Consider the following 17,583-nt stretch of genomic DNA (forward strand, 5'->3'; position numbering starts at 1 on the left):
GCTGCAGCATGTGGTTCCCCACCGTGCGCCGCCGTGACCGAACCGTGATGGCGGGGCGTGCCAGAGTTGTCACCGTGAGGCATGACGTCGTGGTGGTCGGGGCCGGGATCGCGGGGCTGACGGCCGCCCGGTGCCTGTCGGCCACCCACGACGTGCTCGTCCTCGAAGGCTCACCTGCCATCGGCGGCAAGCTGCGGCTCGCGAGGGTCGCCGGTGTGAGCGTCGACGTGGGAGCCGAGGCGATGCTGAACCGGCGCCCCGAGGGCGTGGCGCTGGCGCGCGAGCTGGGCCTCGAGGTGGTGCACCCGTCCTCGGCGACGTCGCGTATCTTCTCGCGCGGGGCCTTGCGGTCGCTGCCGCGCTCGCTGATGGGAGTGCCCTTCAACCTCGACGAGGTTGCGGCGTCCGGGGTCCTGTCCGAGGCCGGGCTTGCACGACTCAGCGCCGAGGTCGTGCGTGCGGTCCACCAGGACGTCTCCGTGGGCGACCTCGTGGCAGAGCGGCTGGGGGACGAGGTCGTGGACCGCCTGGTCGAGCCGTTGCTCGGTGGCGTCTATGCCGGGCGGGCCCGGCACCTGTCCGCGGCGGCGACGGTCCCGCAGCTGCTCGCGATGGCGCGTCGCGGTTCGCTGCTCGAGCAGGCAGGCGCCATACCCCCCAGCGACGTGCCTGTCTTCGCAGGGCTGCCCGGGGGGATGGGCCGACTGCCTGCTGCCGTCGCGGCCGGCCTGCAGGTCCGCACGGATGCCCCCGTGCGCGAGATCCGACGCGATGGCTCCGGGTGGGCGCTCACGATCGGTTCTGCCCATGCCGCCGAGACCGTGCTGGCGCGCCACGTCGTGCTGGCCACCCCGGCCGCCCCGACGGCGCGGCTGCTCGCAGAGACGTCACCCGAGGCGGCGGGCGAGATCGCCGGCATCGAGTCGGCCAGCGTGGCCGTCGTGACGCTCGCGTTCCCGCTCGCGGCGGTCGCCGGACTCGCGGACCGGTCCGGATTCCTGGTGCCGCCCGTCGAGCAGCGTGGCATCAAGGCCAGCACGTTCTCCTTCGCCAAGTGGGACTGGGTGCGCGCGGCCGGTGGCGATCACGCGATCGTCCGCACGTCGCTGGGACGGATGGGGGAGGAGCGCACCCTTCAGGCGACCGACGAGGCGCTGGTCGCCCGGTCCCTGGCCGAGCTCGCGGAGCTGGCCGGCATCAGCGCCATACCGGTCGACACGCATGTGCAGCGCTGGGGCGGCGGGCTGCCGCAGTACTCCGTCGGCCATCTGGACCGGATGGAGCGGGTGCGCTCGTCGCTGCCGGTGGGTTTGGCCGTCTGCGGGGCCTGGTGTGACGGAGTCGGCATCCCGGCGGTGATCGCCTCGGCCCGTCGGGCAGCCGCCGAGGTCGTCCGGGCACAATGAGCGGTATGGCGACGAAGGCAGCGCAGCTCAAGGAGCTCAACGACACCATCCGCTACACGATGTGGTCGGTCTTCAAGCTCCGAGACGTCCTGGGCGACGCGGATCGCGCCGCCGAGGCCACCGACGTGGAGGCTCTCTTCGAGGTGCTGGCCGAGCAGGACGTGGTGGTCCGTGGGGTCTACGACGTCAGCGGTCTGAGGGCTGACGCCGACCTGATGGTCTGGTGGCACGCGGAGGACTCCGAGGCCCTGCAGGCCGCCTACAACGCGTTCCGGCGCACGTCCTTCGGTCGCCGTCTCGAGCCGGTCTGGTCGCAGATGGCGCTGCACCGACCCGCCGAGTTCAACAAGTCGCACATCCCGGCGTTCCTGGCCGACGAGGAGCCACGCGCCCACATCTGCGTCTACCCCTTCGTCCGCTCCTATGAGTGGTACCTCCTCGAGGACTCCGAGCGCCGCGCCATGTTGTCCGAGCACGGTCAGATGGCCCGCGGCTACGCCGACGTCCGCGCCAACACCGTCGCCTCGTTCGCTCTCGGTGACTACGAGTGGATGCTCGCGTTCGAGGCCGACGAGCTGCACCGGATCGTCGACCTGATGCGCGACCTGCGTGCCTCGACCGCTCGACGCCACGTGCGTGAAGAGGTGCCCTTCTACACCGGCGCGCGTGTCTCGCCCGCGGATCTGATCACCCGGCTGCCCTGAGCGGGCATAGTGGGCCGTGTCCGACCCGGAGACGGCAGAACCAGGGGAACCAGCGTTGCGCACAGATCGTCGTACCCCCATGAAAAGAACCTTCGTCGCGCTCGCTGCACTGCTCGCACTCTCCGCCTGCAGCACCGAGGAGCAGATGCTCGGTGTCGACAGCGACGCTGACCCGTCCGCCGGCGCCGAGCCTGCGGCCGCGACGGCGGGCAAGCCCACCGCGGTGCCGGCTGCCGACGGCCCCGTCACCACGGACGGTCTCGTGACGGTGCTCGACGACGGCGACGGGCCCGAGCTCTGCACCTTCGTGGCCGAGTCGTTCCCGCCGCAGTGTTCTGGCCCGCCGTTGGCCGGCTGGGACTGGGCGGCGCACCCCGAGCACGAGGACGCTTCCGGCACCAAGTGGGGATCCTTCGCGCTCACGGGCACGTTCGACGGCACGACGTTCACCGTCACCGACGCGATCCCCGCCGCGTTGTACGACGCGGTGAGCGAGCCGGCGGAGCCGGACTTCGAGACTCCTTGCGACGAACCGTCCGGCGGCTGGACGATGATCGATCCGGCCACCACGACCCAGGAGGGGATGGACGCCACCTTCGCCGCGGCCGGCCGACTGCCGGGCTACGCCGGGGCCTGGATCGACCAGTCCATCAACGAGGCCGACCAACCCGCTCCGGGGGAGGCCGCGGTGAACGACCCCACGTCCATGATCATCAACGTCGCCGTCACCGAGGACGTCGCCGGGGCCGAGGCCACGCTGCGCGAGACCTGGGGTGGTGCCCTGTGCGTCAGCGAGGCCGCCTACACCGAGGCCGAGCTCAACGAGATCGCGATGGAGCTCCAGGAGCTCCCCGGCGTGACGACGTCCTCGGCTGCCGACGACGTCGTGCAGATCGGCGTGCTCCACGACGACGGCTCGTTGCAGGCCTGGGCGGACGAGACGTACGGCGAGGGCCGCGTCGAGATCAGCGCGACGCTCGTCCCGGCGAGCTGAGAGCTCTCAGCTGTCGCAGACGGTGAACGGCGTGCCGGGCGGCAGGTCGATGAGGAGCTCCAGGTCCGGGGCGACCACGCCCACGTAGACCTCGGCGCCGGCGCCGTCGCCGAGGATCAACGGCACGCGGGCGCCCGAGACGCCGCTGTCGCGCAGCCGGACCGTCGTCCGGTCCGTCCCGGAGAGGATGAGGCGGACCTCGCCGCCCACCTCCTCGGACGGGACCACCACCATGGCGCCCTCGGCCCCGAGGCCGATCACGCAGTCTCCGGACGGGGTCGTCGGCGTCCCCACGACCGACACCTCCTGATTGGTCAGCAAACCCCAAGCGGAGGGTGATGCGTCGACCTGGAGGGCCGCGCGGGCGGTGAGCATGTCGCGGGCGGAGAACGGATCGTCGGCCAGCGCGTCCGACACGGCCTCGGACCGCAGGGCCGCGACCGTGACGTTGGGGTTCCAGACGGGGTCGACCTGCTCCCGAAGCAGCAGCTCGCCGGATCGGGCGAGCTCTCGGGCCGCCAGGACCTGCCCGCGGAGGTCGGGGTTCTGCGCATCTCGGACGACGCGCCACTCGACCACCTGGAAGGCACCGGGCACCACGAGCAGCCCGAGCAGGACGGTGGTGGTGAGCCAGCCCTCGATCGGCCGTTCCCGCAGGCGCTCACGGAACGTGTCCAGCACCAGGGCCAGCGAGGGCAGGGTGAGCAGCGCGCCGAAGTAGGCGTAGCGCGACTCCGTGGCGGCGTCCGGGCCGAACTCCCCACGGGAATGGGCGATGATCAGGTAGGTCGTGAAGACGGCCGCCCAGGCCGAGAGGGCCAGCCTGCGCCCGTCGGTGCCTGGGTGCAGCACGAGCGCGGCCACCAGCAGGCCGACGACGAGTGCCGGCCCGGCACCGGTGAAGCCGGACATGGTGTCCCAGGTGGCGCTCAGCCCCCGCCACGCCATCGGGATCACGTCGGCCGGTGCGGCGGTGGCGATGCCGGTGTCGGCGTCGCGTCCCCAGACGACGAACCAGGCGGCCCAGACGAGGGCAGGGGGCACGGTCAGGACGAGTGCGCGACGCAGGCCGTCGCGCAGCAGCGTGAACGCACCCAGCCAGAGCACCATCGGGATCGCCGTGCTGGCCGTCATCAAGGAGAGCACGAGCAGGAGCCAGACCACGCCCACGGACCGTCTCCGGGGGCTGGTGATGGAGACCAGCAGGGCGCCCAGGCCCAGGACGGCAGAGCCGATCATCCCGACCTGGAAGGCCCACAGCAGGTTCTCCGCGCCGGCGCCCAGGAAGACCAGAACCGTGGTGACGCCCGCCGCGATCCAGGGGTGCACGGTGCACCGGCGCAGAAGCAGGAAGAACAGGAAGCACACGCCCGCGTGGGCCAGGATCGGCAGCACGGCGAACACCGGGAAGTGGTCCACGCCGACCACGGAGAACAGCGCTCGGTAGAGCAGCACCGGGAGCGCACTCCAGTGCTCGTTGTGCGGCGTCATCAGGTCCTCGAGCGGCCGCTCCGAGAGGTCGCGCTCGAGCAGGAACATCCAGTCGTCGCCGAAGAAGTAGAGATGGCGAGCCTGGGTCAGCAGGAAGACCGACCCCACGAGGATCACCAGCAGGGTGGTGACGAGCGGCAACCGCTCCCTCAGCGTCGGCACGAGTGAGCCGCGGTCACAGACGGCCGTCCGAGACAGCCTGGGTCACCCACGGGATGACCTCGTCGAGCATGACGTCGAGCGTGGTGGTGCACTCGAAGCCCAGCACGTCCTTGGCCTTCTGCACGTCAGGCACCCGCTTCTGCACGTCGTACTCGTAGGCCTCGTCACTGACCAGGCTGAAGGGGGCGTCGCCCTTGATCTTGCGCCAGATGACCTCGGCGAGCTCGCGGACGGTCGTGGACTCGGGGGTGGAGATGTTGAAGTCCTCGTTGTAGGCCGCCTCCTGGCTCATGCACTCCACGATCCCCTTGGCGAGGTCGCCGCCATAGGTGTAGTGGCGGACCTGGTTGCCCTCGCCGAGGATGTGCAGCGGGTCCTGGCCCTTGACGACCTTCTGGACCAGGTCGGGCACGACGTGGCTCATCGCGAGCTTGACGTTGCCCGAGGACACCTCGACGTCACCGAGCGCCCGGCCCTCGCCGACGCCGACGCAGTTGAAGGGACGCACGATCGTGTAGGGCAGCTTGTACTGGTCGAAGGCGGCCTTGGCGAAGTACTCGACGGCGAGCTTCTGGAAGCCGTACGACGACAGCGGCGGCGGGATCTTGCGCTCGTCGCCCTCCTTGGAGGGCCACGTCTGGGTGGATTCGAAGACCATCGAGCTCGACAGGTAGGTGACCTTCTTCAGCTTGCCGTGCTGGAACGCCTCGATGGCGGCGTCGCACTGCGAGGCCATGATCCGCTCGTTCTGCGCCAACAGGTCGTAGGCGTAGGCGTGGAAGTAGGAGATGCCACCGATGAGGGCTGCGCCGGCGACGAAGTGGTCGCAGTCGGCCAGCAGCTTCTTCATCACGTCCACGTTGCGGCAGTCGTCCTCGTGGAAGTGGTAGTTGGGGTGGTTGTCGTAGGACTTCTCCACCTTGCCGTACTTGGAGTAGTTGTCGATCCCGACGACCGTGTAGCCGCGCTGGAGGAGCTCCTCGACGACGTAGCCGCCGATGAATCCTGCCGAGCCTGAGACGAGGACCTTCTGTTCCTGGGTCACGATGACTTCCCGTTCTTCGTGGCGGAGCGTTGGTTGAGGGTGGCGATGCGCGCGGCCTGGGTCGAGACGTCTTCCAGGCTCAGAGCCCGGCCGAAGGCGAACCTGTACCACCGGAGATATTTGGGTATCCACGCGCGCATGTCGAAGTTGGAGTCGCCGATGGTGCGGTCGAGCCAGATGGTGGGCAGCTCGGCCACCGGCCGACGCAGGCGTCGGGCCTTGGCGGTCAGCTCCAGCCCGATCTCGAAGCCGCTGGTGCTGTGGATGCCGACCTCACGGACGAACTCGGTCGAGTAGGCCTTGAAGCTGTTGGTGGCGTCCTGCGTGCCGACGCGGGCCAGCAGGCCCAGCGAACGGCCGGCGCTGTAGGAGATCAGGCCCTTGAGCAGCGGGCCGCCGACCTGCTGACCGCCGGATGAGTAGCGCGAGGCGGCGGCGACGACCACGCCTCGTTCCACGAGTCGGGCCAGCGGATCGATCTGACGAGGGTCGTCGGACCCGTCGGCCATCGTGACGACGACGACGTCATGGCTGGCACGGTCGATGCCGTAGCGGATGGCATGGGCCGGACCGCGGCCGTAGGTGTTGACCAACAGCTGCAGACCCTCGCCGAACTTCGGGTGGGCCCGGACCACCGGCACCGTGGAGTCCTCCGGGAAGTCCACCACCACGAGCACCTCGAGGGTCGACTCGACGGCGGGGAAGAGCCGGTCCAGCACGGCGACGATGCCGTCGCCCTCGTTGTAGGCGGGGATCACCACCGAGACGCCCAGGGTCATACGGTCGTTCCGTTGCCGAGGAGGTTCCAGACGTCCACGACGGGCTTGTCGATCACCAGGTCGGCGTATGCCCGGTGCGGTGCTCCGATGACGAGGATGTCGGCCTGCTCGAGCACGTCCTCGAGCGGCATCAGGTTGTCGTCGACCGTGACGTAGGGGTCGGTGCAGAGCACCCCGCCCGAGCGGAACTCGAGGATCCGCTTGAGCTTGTAGGACAGGCTCGACCGGATGTCGTCGCTCTCGGCCTTGAAGGCCATCCCGAGGATGCCGACGCGGAGCCGTGGCAGGTCGTGGGCCTGCTCCATCCGGGTGACCAGATAGAGCGGGAGGCCCTCGTTGACCAGCATGGCGGAGTGACCCAGGACGTAGGAGTTGTCGGTGAAGGCAGCGAGCTGCATCGTGTCCTTGAACAGGCACGGTCCGGCGGCGAAGCCGGCGCCGGGCATGTCGGCAGCGCGGGGGTAGTCGTGCGCCAGCGCGTTGCGGATGCGGTCGTAGTCGAGCCCGTGGTCGTTGGCCATCCGGTAGAACTGGTTGGCGGCAGCGAACTTGATGTAGCGCCAGTTGTTGGTGAAGAGCTTCGCCAGCTCGGCCTCTTCGGGCTCGAGCTCCACGATGCTCGCCGTGAGGCTGCCGAACAGCTTGGCCGCGCGGTCGCGCGCATGCTGGGTGCGGGCGGACACGATCTGCGGGAGCGAGAACAGCTCCTCCATCGCTCGACCCTCGGCGATCCGCTCGGGGCAGAAGGCGACGTCGACGGCGAGTCCCGCCTCCTCGAAGAGGTTTTCGATGTGCTTGGTGACGCCCGGATAGACGGTGCTGCGGAGGACGACCAGCTGGCCGTCACGGAAGGAGCCCAGGGACTCGCGCAGCGCCTTGGTCACCGCGTGCGGGTCAGGGTTGAGGTGCTCGTCGACGGGTGTGCCGATCACCACGACGACAGCCTCGCTGCGCCCGAGCACGTCGGGGTCGGTCGTGGCGGTGAGCAGGCCGTCGGCCAGGGCCCGCTGGAGCACCGGCTCGGCGCTGTCCTCCATGAAGGGCAGGGTCCCGCTGAGAACCAGCTCGACGGCGTCAGCGTCGATGTCCTGGATGGCGACGCGGAGACCACGCGAGGCCAGGGCGATGGCCAGCGGGAGGCCGACGTGACCGCAGCCACCCACCACGACCACGTCGTGGTCGTATTGCGCGCCAGACAAGGGCGAGTCCTCCTGAGGTCGACGTTCTGGCCTCAACCTATAGGTCGTGCGCCCCGTGCGCAGACGGCAGTGTCGATCCACCCCGCCCGCTGGTGCCTACTGCTGCTCGGCCGGGCGGAGGGTGAGACTGATCGAGTTGATGCAGTAGCGGTCGCCGGTGGGCGTGCCGTGGCCGTCGGGAAACACGTGCCCGAGGTGGGAGCCGCAGTTCGCGCAACGCACCTCGACGCGGTCCATGCCGTGGGAGACGTCCTTGATGTATTCGACCGTGTCCGTCATGGGCTCGTAGAAGCTCGGCCAGCCGCACCCGGAGTGGAACTTCGTGGAGCTGGTGAACAGCTCGTGGCCGCACGCCTTGCACGCGTAGGTGCCTTCGGTCTCAGTGTCGGTGTAGGCGCCGACGAAGGCAGCCTCGGTGCCGGCTCGGCGAAGCACGGCGTATTCCTCCGCGCTCAGCTCAGCGCGCCACTCGTCGTCGGTCTTCTCCACCTGGTAGCCCATGACACCACGCTACTTGCCACCCGGCTGGGTGAGGCGAGCGACACAGGCTCTTGACGCGGATGAGTGGACAGTTGTTCACTGAGCCTCGACAGTGAGGAGCTTGACCGTGGCAGCCATCGATCGTCTGTCCTGGGCCCGCAAGGCGGGTTCAGGTCTCACCACCCCTCTCCAGCCTGACGACTACCTGAGGCTGCTGCACCCGCTCTGGACCGCGCGCGAGCTGCGCGGACGGATCGAGAAGGTCATCCCCGAAACCGAGGACGCCGCCACCGTGGTGATCCGCCCGGGCTGGGGGTGGAGCTTCGACCACAAGCCGGGGCAGTACGTCGGCATCGGCATCGAGGTCGACGGCAAGTTCCACTGGCGCTCCTACTCACTGTCGTCGCCGCCGAGGCGGCAGGGCCGCACCATCGCCATCACGGTCCGGGCGATGCCGGAGGGGTTCCTCTCCAAGCACCTCGTCGAGGGCCTCGAGCCCGGCTCCATCGTGAGGCTCGCCCTGCCCGCTGGTGACTTCGTGCTCCCAAGTCCGCCCCCGGCCACGATGCTCTGCCTCGTCGGCGGATCGGGCATCACCCCCGTCATGTCGATGCTCCGCACCCTGGACCGGCGCGGGACGATGCCGGACGTCGTCCTGCACTACTCCTCGACGACTCCGGAGCGGATGATCTTCCGCGACGAGCTCACCGAGTTGGCCGCCAAGAACGACGGGCTCACGCTGCACACGCTGCACACCGACCACGACGGGCTGCTCGACCTGGCCGACCTCGACTCGATCTGCCCCGACTGGCGTCAGCGCGAGACCTGGGCCTGCGGTCCGGCGCCGATGCTGGACGCCATCACCGAGCACTTCGAGAAGGCCGGCGTCGTCGAGCACCTGCACGTGGAGCGGTTCTCGCTCGACCTGGACGGTGACGGCGGCGAGGGCGGCACACTCACCTTCATCAACTCAGGCAAGACCATCGAGGTCGACGGAGCCACGACGGTCCTCGAGGCCGGCGAGCAGGCAGGCGTCGGGATGCCCTACGGCTGCCGGATGGGCATGTGCCACACCTGCACGCTCACCCTGGTCAGCGGCACCGTCCGCGACCTGCGCAACGGCGACGAGTACTCCGACGCCAACGACCGGGTGCAGACCTGCGTGACCGTCCCCGTGGGCGAGTGCACGCTCGACATCTGAGAGCCCCGGAGGCTCGACCACCACCACCCGAGAAGGGACAGTTTCATGGCCATCAGTGACGTCAAGGAATACACGCACCTCACCCCCGAGGAGGTCGACCAGTTCGGACGCGAGCTCGACGCGCTCCGCAAGGAGATCGAGGAGTCTCGCGGTGAGGCCGACGCGGCTTACATCAACCGGATGATCAAGATCCAGCGCGGCCTCGCGGCCGCTGGCCGGGTGACACTGTTCGCCAGTCGTCGCAAGGAAGCCTGGATCGCCGGTGCGACCATGCTGGGCATCGCCAAGATCCTGGAGAACATGGAGATCGGTCACAACGTCATGCACGGCCAGTGGGACTGGATGAACGATCCCGAGATCCACTCCTCGACGTGGGAGTGGGACACCGCGCAGCCGGCTGAGCAGTGGAAGCACAGCCACAACTACATCCACCACCAGTTCACCAACGTGCTGGGCCACGACAACGACATCGGCTACGGCATCCTGCGGATGTCGCGCGACCAGAAGTGGCACCCGGTCAACCTCGGGCAGCCGGTCTACAACGCCCTCCTGGCCAGCCTGTTCCAGTGGGGCGTCGCGCTGCACGACCTCGACCTCGAGGCGATCCGCAAGCGCGAGAAGGACCCGAAGGTCCTCGCCAAGCAGCTGCGCCAGATCAAGCGCAAGATCAGTCGACAGATCGGCAAGGACTACGTCTTCTTCCCGCTGCTCACGGCTGTGACGGGTCCGGCCAACGTCGTGCCGACGATGACCGCCAACGCCAGCGCCAACCTCGCGCGCAACCTGTGGGCGTACATGATCATCTTCTGCGGCCACTTCCCCGACGGGGCGCTGCACTTCACCGAGGAGGAGCTGGAGGACGAGACGCGCGCGGAGTGGTACCTGCGCCAGATGCTCGGCTCGGCCAACTTCGAGGGCGGCAAGCTGCTGCACATCATGAGCGGCCAGCTCGGCTACCAGATCGAGCACCACCTGTTCCCCGACCTGCCCTCCAACCGCTATGCCGACATGTCGGTGCGCGTGCGTGAGCTCGCGGCGAAGTACGACATCCCCTACACGACCGGGCCGCTCTACAAGCAGTACGGCCAGGTGCTGCGCACGATCATGAAGCTGTCGCTACCCAACAAGTTCACCTCCTCCGACCAGCCCGAGCCGCCTTCGCCTCCTCGCGACGACGCGCCGTTGGCAAGGCGTCGCCGTACGGACGCCGAACGTCCCAACCGCCGGCAGGAGACCGGTGGCTGGTCGAGAGCGACGGCATGAAGGAGGACCTGCGCAGCGGCGCGACCGCACTCCGGGAGCCCACGCGCGCCTGGGTGACCCAGTGCGCCCTGTCGAGGATCTGCGGGGTGTGCGAGGGCGGCCTGGGTCGGCCGATCGCCTTCGTCGGCTCGGTCACCGAGCGTGACCGCAACCAGTTCCACCAGCCGCCGATGCACCTGTCGTGTGCCGAGGACGTGCGTGTGGACGGCCAGGTGATCGTTGCGACGGCGGGCTTCGACTTCATCCGCCCGGACCGCGAGGACGTCGACCAGTCACCGAGGTTCGAGCCCAACTCCACCCTGTGACCCCGGCTCCTCGCCGTACCCGCCGACTGGCACGCTGTCGGAATGGACAGCACCCAGATCTGCCTCGCCCAGCGACCCGTCGGTGAGCCCGACGCCAGCACCTTCACCACGCACATCCAGCCCCTGCCCGACCTCCAGGACGGTCAGGTGGCGCTGGCGATCCGCTACCTGTCCCTGGACCCCTACATGCGCGGGCGGCTGAGCGCGGCGAAGTCCTACGCCGACCCGGTCGAGATCGGCGCCGTGATGGTGGGCGGGACCGTCGGCGAAGTGGTCGAGTCCCGCTTCGAGGGTCTCGCCCCCGGTGACGTCGTCCTGTCCTACTCGGGGTGGCAGTCCGCTGCGATCGCTGAGGGATCCCAGGTCCGCAAGCTGGACCCGTCCCTCGCGCCGGTCACCACCGCCCTCGGTGTGCTCGGGATGCCGGGCTTCACGGCCTACGCCGGGCTGCTGGAGATCGGGCGCCCGCAGGAGGGGGAGACCGTCGTCGTGGCGGCTGCCACCGGTCCGGTCGGCAGCGCGGTGGGGCAGATCGCCCGCATCAAGGGCGCCCGCGCCGTCGGCATCGCGGGTGGTCCCGACAAGGTGCGCGCGCTCACCGAGCAGTTCGGCTTCGACGCCGCGGTCGATCATCGCGCCCCCGACTTCGTCGACCAGCTGAAGGCCGCGACCCCCGACGGGATCGACGTCTACTTCGAGAACGTCGGTGGTCACGTCTTCGACGGCGTACGCCGCCAGCTCAACAACCGCGCCCGGATGCCGGTCTGCGGACTGGTCGCCAACTACAACCTCACCTCGCAACCGGTTGGGCCCGACCAGCTCGCGGGATTCCTGGGACAGGTGCTCACCAAGAGCCTGACCGTCCGCGGCTTCATCCAGGACGAGTTCACCCGTAGCCACGGGCGCGACTTCGTCCGCGACATGGGTGCCTGGCTCGCCGACGGGCGAGTGCGCTACCTCGAGGACATCGTCGAGGGCCTCGAGAACGCGCCGGCAGCCTTCGCCGGGATGCTGCGCGGGGACAACTTCGGCAAGTTGGTCATCAAGGTCTGAGAGCCGCGCTCGGTTAGGTTGGGGCCATGGCAGCAGCGAAGGCGGCGATGGTCCGGGCGGGCGAGCGGGAGGTCCGTGTCTCCTCGCCGGACCGGGTGATCTACGAGGCCACCGGCTCGTCGCCCGAGGTCACCAAGCTGATGGTGGCGGAGTACTTCGCCTCGGTCGAGGACGGGCTCATGCGCGCCCTCCGAGACCGGCCCACGGCCCTCGAGCGATGGACCTCTGGCGTCCGCGAAGGGTTCAAGCTCGCGACCGGGCCGGCCGACAAGGACGCCGAGGCGTTCTATCAGAAGCGGGTGCCCAAGGGCGCGCCCGACTACCTCGAGTCGGTCCAGATCACCTTCCCGTCGGGCCGCGTCGCCGACGAGATCTGCCCGACCGAGATCGCGGTGCCCGTCTGGTGTGCCCACATGGGGACCCTGACCTTCCACCCCTGGCCGGTCCGCCGTGACGACGTGGACCACCCCGACGAGCTGCGCATCGACCTCGACCCGCAGCCGGGGACGGGGTTCTCCGACGCGGTGCGGGTCGCAGGGGTCGCCCACGAGCTGCTGGCCGACCTGGGGATGACCGGATATGCGAAGACGTCCGGCAACCGGGGCATCCACATCTATGTGCGGATCTCTCCTGACTGGGAGTTCGCGGACGTACGCCACGCGGCCATCGCCTTCGGCCGTGAGCTGGAGAAGCGCGACTCCGGTGTCACCACCGCGTGGTGGAAGGAGGAGCGGGGGAGCCGGATCTTCGTGGACTACAACCAGAACACCCGCGACCGGACCATCGCGTCGGCATACTCGCTGCGACCCCTCCCCGGCGCCCCGGTGTCCACGCCGGTGACGTGGGACGAGCTGGCCTCGCTGCCGTCGCCCGCGGGGTTCAACCTCTTCACGGTGCCCGAGCGACTGGCTGACGGGGACCCCTGGGCGGCGATCGACGACGTCGCGCACTCCCTCCAGCCGCTGCTCGACCTGTGGGAGGAGCACCCCGTCGAGCTCAACTACCCACCGGACCACCCGAAGATGCCCGGGGAGCCGCCTCGGGTCCAGCCGTCGAAGAAGGTCGCCGCCCACTGGGACCCGGAGGGCAACAGAGTCGAGCGAGGAACGAGCGAGCGACCGCGCCCGACCGGAGGACCCGACGGCAACCGGGTCGAGGGCACGTGAGCGAGGACCAGCGCGTCGCACGCTTCACCAAAGAGCCGCCCAAGGGCGGACCGGTCGGTGCCGAGCGGTGGGCGGGATACCTGGACTGGGTCCGCGGTGACCTCGCGACCCAGGTCCTTGCTCTGTCGTACGTCGACCAGCGCACCTCGCTGGTGCCGTCGGGCTGGACGCCGCTGGAGCTGCTCAGCCACGTGCTGCACATGGAGCAGCGTTGGTTCGTCTGGGGCTTCCTCGGCGAGCAGGTCGACGAGCCGTGGGGCGACTGGAACACCAACGAGCCGTGGTTGTCCGACGACTCGGACGAGACCCGCCCGGCCGCCCGGTGGGTGGTCGCCGAGGACCTGACGGCCGAGTCGTTGGCGGGTCGGCTCGATGCGGTCGGCGCTCGCACCCGCGGCATACTCCGGCAGTTCCGGCTAGACGCGACGGCCGCGCCTGGTGGTCGCTTCGCCGAGGACCCGCCGACGCTCGAGTGGATCTGCTTTCACGTGCTGGCTGACTACGCCCGCCATGCCGGGCACCTCGACATTGTTGCTGAACTCGCTGAGCCGAGCGGTCTGCCTGACTGAGCGCCACCCAGTGCTGGATCCTCGGCGGTATGCGGGGGACGATCCAGCACGGTCACGGGTGGGGCCGTCGATCCACTAGCCTCGCCTGCGTGAATCCCCACCTGCTTCTCGTCACCGGCTCCGGCCGGTCCGGCACGTCGAGCGTCGCCGGGGCGCTGAAGCGGCTGGGACTGCACGTGCCCCAGCCGGAGGTCCCCGCCGACGAGAAGAACCCGCGCGGCTACTACGAGCCGGAGTGGGTCACCGAGTTCCACAAGCGCGTGCTCAACCCGGTGCCGGTGCGCACCATCGACACCCGCCCCGACGCGGGGTCGATCGCGGCCGAGGCAGGGGGTCGGCCTGAGGTCGAGGCGGAGCTCCGAGACTGGCTGTCCGGTCAGCTCGAGGCCGAGCAGATCCTGGTGAAGGACCCGCGCGCGTTCTGGATACTTCCGGTGTGGACGCGAGTCGCGGCAGAGCTCGGCGCCGACGTGAGCACCCTGACGATGCTGCGGCACCCCACCGAAGTGGTGCGGTCGCGTGATTCGGCATACCTCACCGAGCAGACGCCGACCTTCCGCCGTCAGCGCGAGACGGCCAACGTCGCGGCCTGGGTCAACGCAGCCTTCGAGACCGAGCGCTCCACGCGGTCGCTGCCGCGAGCCTTCGTGCGGTATGCCGACCTGCTGGCCGACTGGCGCACGGCTCTCCACCGGGCAGGCGAGCAGACTCAGATCCGCTACAACGCCGACCTGAGCACGCGCGAACCGCACGCCGTCGACGATTTCATCGACGCCGGGCTCAACCGCTCCGCGATCACCTGGGACGACATCGCAGTGCCGCCGCACCTTCGGGAGATCGCCGAGCAGACGTGGCAGGCGATCAACGCGCTGGTCGACGACCCGGCCGATGCCGCCGCGATCGAGGAGCTGGCCGGCCTGGAGCGGGAGTACGGCGAGCTGTTCGACTTCTCCGAGGCAATCGCCATGGACGCCACGACCGCTCGTGTCACTGCGGGCCGCCGCGACGTCCGACGCAAGAAGGACGCCCAGCTCGAGGAGCTGCGCCGTGAGCTCGACGAGGTGAAGGCGGAGCTCACCGCGCGTGGGAAGCCGGGCTTCTTCCGGCGGTGAGTCGGCGTCGTCGAGCTCAGTGCTCCCAGGGCGCCGGTAGCGGGAAGTAGTCGGCCAGGAATCCGGCCAGCATCGCGTCCACAGCGGCCGCGTCGACAGCGAACTCATGGTGGTCGCCGACGCAGAAGAAGTCGTGGTCGCGGGCGCGCAGCTGCTTGAGCTGGCGTTCGACCCGCGCGTTGCTCAGGTCGACGAACGCCTGCTTGGCGGTGGCGGGGAAGGCCGTGCCGGTGAGCAGCCCGTAGTGCTGGGCCAGGCTCGACAGCAGCGACACGTCGGTCTCGCTGCGGAAGGGTGCCCGGGCGGTCCGCGCGACGGCGTCGGGGAAGCGCGTCTCGATCTCGGCCAGGACCGAGACCCGCTGCGGGTGCGGGGAGTGCGCCATCACCTGGGTGATCTGCACCCCGAAGGCGTCCTCGAGCAGGGCCCGGTTGTTGAGCGCTGCCTGCAGGAACGGTTTGTCGGAGGTGCCGGGTAGACCGATCGGAGCCTCCCCGACGAACGCCGCGGCAGCACCTCCCGGCGAGAAGAACCGCTCGGGTCGGCTCGGCCGGGCGAGGAAGACGTCGTCGTTGACATAGATGAAGTGCTCGGCCAGGCCCGGGATCTTGTGCAACGCGGTCTCGATGGCCTGCGAGTTGAAGGTCGGGAGCGCGTCGGGCGGCAGGATGTCGCGGTGGTCAACGAGGGTGATGCCCGGGTGGTCGGCCAGCCAGGACGGGCGCTGACCGGCGGTGACGATGTGGATGTGGCGCACCCAGGGGGCGAAGAGGTGCAGGCTCCGCAAGGAGTAGCGCAGCTCGTCACGGCTCCGGAACCGCGCCCGGCCGGCGACTTCCCGGCGCGTGTCGGCGTCCTCGCGAGCAGCACGCGCGGCGTTCCAGCCGGGGTCGTCGCCGTCCACCCAGGTGTAGACGGCATCGACCGGGAAGGTCACGTCGAAGGGGGTCGGCGCAGCCATCAGCTCCAGCGTGGGCACCTTGACGTCCGCGACGGTGACCTCGGTCGCCTGGGTGCCGGGAGGCACCGTCCGCACCCATCGGTTGGGTCGCGGTGGCACGAGGGTGCCGTCCGGCAGCCGGTCCCAGAACTCGATCTCGACGCCGGCGTCCTCGCCCAGCACCGACCGCACGCCCTGGCTGCGCGGCCACGGCTCCAGGACGACGCGGTTGGGGGCTGCGCCGTGGAGTGCCTCGACGAGGCTCCGAGCAGGCAGGCGGCGTACGGGCCAACCGCGATCGCCGGGGTCGAGCAGCGAGAAGTGGTCGGGCACGTCGGCCAGCCCGGCCAGGACGGCCGGGCGATGGGCCGCGGGCACGACGACCGTCGGCGCAGGGTTGTCGTGCGTCGGGATGACGAACCAACCGGGACCAGCAGCATCGGCTGCAGCGATCGCCAGGGACAGGGCCTCCTGCCGCGCCTCGCGCGGAGTGATGGGTGGCACCGCGAGCGGCATGCTGTCGCGGGTGAAGGGGCCAGAGGCCGCTGCCGGGGTGCGTTGGTCGGCGCAGAGCCGGCTGAAGATCGTCTCCCACTCGGCCGCGATGGCATCGGCGTCGTAGCGGCGTGAGGCGGCGAGGGCCCCGGCGCCCAACCTCGCGCGCAGCTCCGGGTCGCGGGCGACATCGTGGAGCGCGGCAGCGAGGCCCGCCTTGGAGCCAGCGCCCACGAGGAGTCCGCTGACACCGTGCTCGACGAGCTCGCGCGGGCCCGAGGGGCAGTCGTAGGTCACCACTGGGACACCCGCCGACATCGCTTCCTGCGCGACGAGCGGGAAGCCCTCGGTCTTGGAGGACAGCGCACAGATGGCGGCCGCTGCCCACTCGGGCGCCATGTCTGGTACGGCGCCTGGCAGCTCCACGCGATCGGCCAGTCCGACCTTGGCGGCATGCGCAGCCAGCTCGGCACGCAGCGGCCCGTCGCCGAGGATGCGCAGCCGCCAGTCCGGTAGGTCCGCTGCGACCTGCTCGAAGGCGCGCAGCAGGTGGATGAACTGCTTCTCCGCCACGATCCGACCGGCCGCCACGATCGTCTTGGAGTCCAGCGACGAGGCAGGCTGCTCAGTCACAGGGAGCGGGTTGGGCATCACGACGATCTCAGGGGCTGCGGAGCCCAGCTCGGAGCCCAGCCAAGCAGCAGTCGACCTGGTCAGCAGCGCGACGGCAGCGACGCGTGGAGCGAATGCGAGCAGCGGCTCCATCCCGCCGACCCGGTCCGCGGAGCTGCGGTGCTCCTGGTGGAGCACCTTGGTGTCTGCGGGGAGAAGCTGGACGGCAGCCGCCATCAGGGCCGGGGTGACGGTGACCACCAGATCGACATCCAGGGACTTCAGGGCGTTGAGACCGTCGTCGGTCAGCTCGGAGAACTGCCCGTCCCAGCGTGCGGGTATCAGTCGCGAGGGCCGGGTCGCGCGCGGGTCCTCGTCACGCGCATCGACGAGGTAGTGCACACCGACGGCCGGGTCGATCGCATAGTGGGGCGTCGCCGCGCTGCGGGTCACCGAGACCAGGCGCACCTCGACGTTGCCCCGTCGCGCCAGGGCGTTCGCCTGGGTGACGGTCGATCGGGACGTGCCGCCCATGCCGTCCAGGTTGAAGACGAGGAACGCCACCGACACTCGGGTCGACCGGCGCAGGCGTGGGGCGAGTTTCACC

At 69.7% G+C, this 17,583-nt stretch carries 16 protein-coding genes; 10 read left to right on the forward strand and 6 right to left on the reverse strand.

Features of this window, described 5'->3' with window-relative positions:
* The first annotated feature begins 74 nt into the window (after positions 1 to 74).
* The 3 genes from hemG to VNJ48_RS11015 all read left to right on the forward strand — a co-directional run bounded on the left by hemG (position 75) and on the right by VNJ48_RS11015 (position 3,104).
* Positions 75 to 1,406, forward strand: a complete 1,332-nt coding sequence (gene hemG, locus VNJ48_RS11005) for a protoporphyrinogen oxidase (RefSeq protein WP_325602006.1) — start codon at positions 75 to 77, stop codon at positions 1,404 to 1,406.
* A complete protein-coding gene (hemQ, locus tag VNJ48_RS11010) occupies positions 1,403 to 2,110 on the forward strand; it encodes a hydrogen peroxide-dependent heme synthase (protein ID WP_325602008.1) in 708 nt (235 codons plus the stop codon). The genes hemG and hemQ overlap by 4 nt, the downstream gene beginning before the upstream one ends.
* 79 nt (positions 2,111 to 2,189) lie before the next feature.
* Positions 2,190 to 3,104: a hypothetical protein gene (locus VNJ48_RS11015; protein ID WP_325602010.1), complete on the forward strand. Its 915-nt coding sequence runs from the start codon at positions 2,190 to 2,192 to the stop codon at positions 3,102 to 3,104.
* Positions 3,105 to 3,110: 6 nt separating this feature from the next.
* Here the strand turns inward: VNJ48_RS11015 and VNJ48_RS11020 are convergent, their stop codons facing one another.
* From VNJ48_RS11020 to msrB, 5 genes are all read right to left on the reverse strand, one after another.
* Positions 3,111 to 4,757, reverse strand: coding sequence for a hypothetical protein (locus tag VNJ48_RS11020; RefSeq protein ID WP_325602013.1), 1,647 nt, complete (start codon positions 4,755 to 4,757; stop codon positions 3,111 to 3,113).
* A 13-nt stretch (positions 4,758 to 4,770) separates the two neighbouring features.
* Positions 4,771 to 5,802 carry an NAD(P)-dependent oxidoreductase gene (locus tag VNJ48_RS11025; protein WP_325602015.1) on the reverse strand — a complete coding sequence of 344 codons (1,032 nt, stop codon included), beginning with the start codon at positions 5,800 to 5,802 and terminating at the stop codon, positions 4,771 to 4,773.
* Positions 5,799 to 6,581 carry a glycosyltransferase family 2 protein gene (locus VNJ48_RS11030; protein WP_325602018.1) on the reverse strand — a complete coding sequence of 261 codons (783 nt, stop codon included), beginning with the start codon at positions 6,579 to 6,581 and terminating at the stop codon, positions 5,799 to 5,801. The genes VNJ48_RS11025 and VNJ48_RS11030 overlap by 4 nt, the downstream gene beginning before the upstream one ends.
* On the reverse strand, positions 6,578 to 7,780 hold the full coding sequence (locus VNJ48_RS11035) for a nucleotide sugar dehydrogenase (protein ID WP_325602019.1): 1,203 nt from the start codon (positions 7,778 to 7,780) through the stop codon (positions 6,578 to 6,580). The genes VNJ48_RS11030 and VNJ48_RS11035 overlap by 4 nt, the downstream gene beginning before the upstream one ends.
* 96 nt (positions 7,781 to 7,876) lie before the next feature.
* Positions 7,877 to 8,281: a peptide-methionine (R)-S-oxide reductase MsrB gene (gene msrB, locus VNJ48_RS11040; protein ID WP_325602021.1), complete on the reverse strand. Its 405-nt coding sequence runs from the start codon at positions 8,279 to 8,281 to the stop codon at positions 7,877 to 7,879.
* A 106-nt stretch (positions 8,282 to 8,387) separates the two neighbouring features.
* Between msrB and VNJ48_RS11045 the strand changes: the two genes are divergently transcribed.
* The 7 genes from VNJ48_RS11045 to VNJ48_RS11075 all read left to right on the forward strand — a co-directional run bounded on the left by VNJ48_RS11045 (position 8,388) and on the right by VNJ48_RS11075 (position 14,929).
* Positions 8,388 to 9,461, forward strand: a complete 1,074-nt coding sequence (locus VNJ48_RS11045; RefSeq protein WP_325602023.1) for a ferredoxin reductase — start codon at positions 8,388 to 8,390, stop codon at positions 9,459 to 9,461.
* A gap of 45 nt (positions 9,462 to 9,506) precedes the next feature.
* The gene (locus VNJ48_RS11050) at positions 9,507 to 10,724 is read left to right on the forward strand and encodes an acyl-CoA desaturase (protein WP_325602025.1); all 1,218 of its coding nucleotides are present in this window, start codon (positions 9,507 to 9,509) and stop codon (positions 10,722 to 10,724) included.
* Positions 10,721 to 11,029: a hypothetical protein gene (locus VNJ48_RS11055; protein WP_325602026.1), complete on the forward strand. Its 309-nt coding sequence runs from the start codon at positions 10,721 to 10,723 to the stop codon at positions 11,027 to 11,029. The genes VNJ48_RS11050 and VNJ48_RS11055 overlap by 4 nt, the downstream gene beginning before the upstream one ends.
* 42 nt (positions 11,030 to 11,071) lie before the next feature.
* Positions 11,072 to 12,082 carry an NADP-dependent oxidoreductase gene (locus VNJ48_RS11060; protein ID WP_325602027.1) on the forward strand — a complete coding sequence of 337 codons (1,011 nt, stop codon included), beginning with the start codon at positions 11,072 to 11,074 and terminating at the stop codon, positions 12,080 to 12,082.
* 26 nt (positions 12,083 to 12,108) lie between these two features.
* The gene (locus VNJ48_RS11065; protein ID WP_325602029.1) at positions 12,109 to 13,248 is read left to right on the forward strand and encodes a DNA polymerase domain-containing protein; all 1,140 of its coding nucleotides are present in this window, start codon (positions 12,109 to 12,111) and stop codon (positions 13,246 to 13,248) included.
* Complete coding sequence (locus VNJ48_RS11070; RefSeq protein ID WP_325602031.1) at positions 13,245 to 13,817, forward strand: DUF664 domain-containing protein; 573 nt, start codon at positions 13,245 to 13,247, stop codon at positions 13,815 to 13,817. Before VNJ48_RS11065 ends, VNJ48_RS11070 begins: the two co-directional genes overlap by 4 nt.
* Before the next feature lie 89 nt (positions 13,818 to 13,906).
* The gene (locus tag VNJ48_RS11075) at positions 13,907 to 14,929 is read left to right on the forward strand and encodes a hypothetical protein (RefSeq protein WP_325602033.1); all 1,023 of its coding nucleotides are present in this window, start codon (positions 13,907 to 13,909) and stop codon (positions 14,927 to 14,929) included.
* 16 nt (positions 14,930 to 14,945) lie between these two features.
* Here the strand turns inward: VNJ48_RS11075 and VNJ48_RS11080 are convergent, their stop codons facing one another.
* On the reverse strand, positions 14,946 to 17,582 hold the full coding sequence (locus tag VNJ48_RS11080; RefSeq protein ID WP_325602034.1) for a stealth conserved region 3 domain-containing protein: 2,637 nt from the start codon (positions 17,580 to 17,582) through the stop codon (positions 14,946 to 14,948).
* Between the last annotated feature and the right edge of the window lies 1 nt (position 17,583).

Source organism: Nocardioides sp., assembly GCF_035576065.1.
Lineage (GTDB): Bacteria > Actinomycetota > Actinomycetes > Propionibacteriales > Nocardioidaceae > Nocardioides.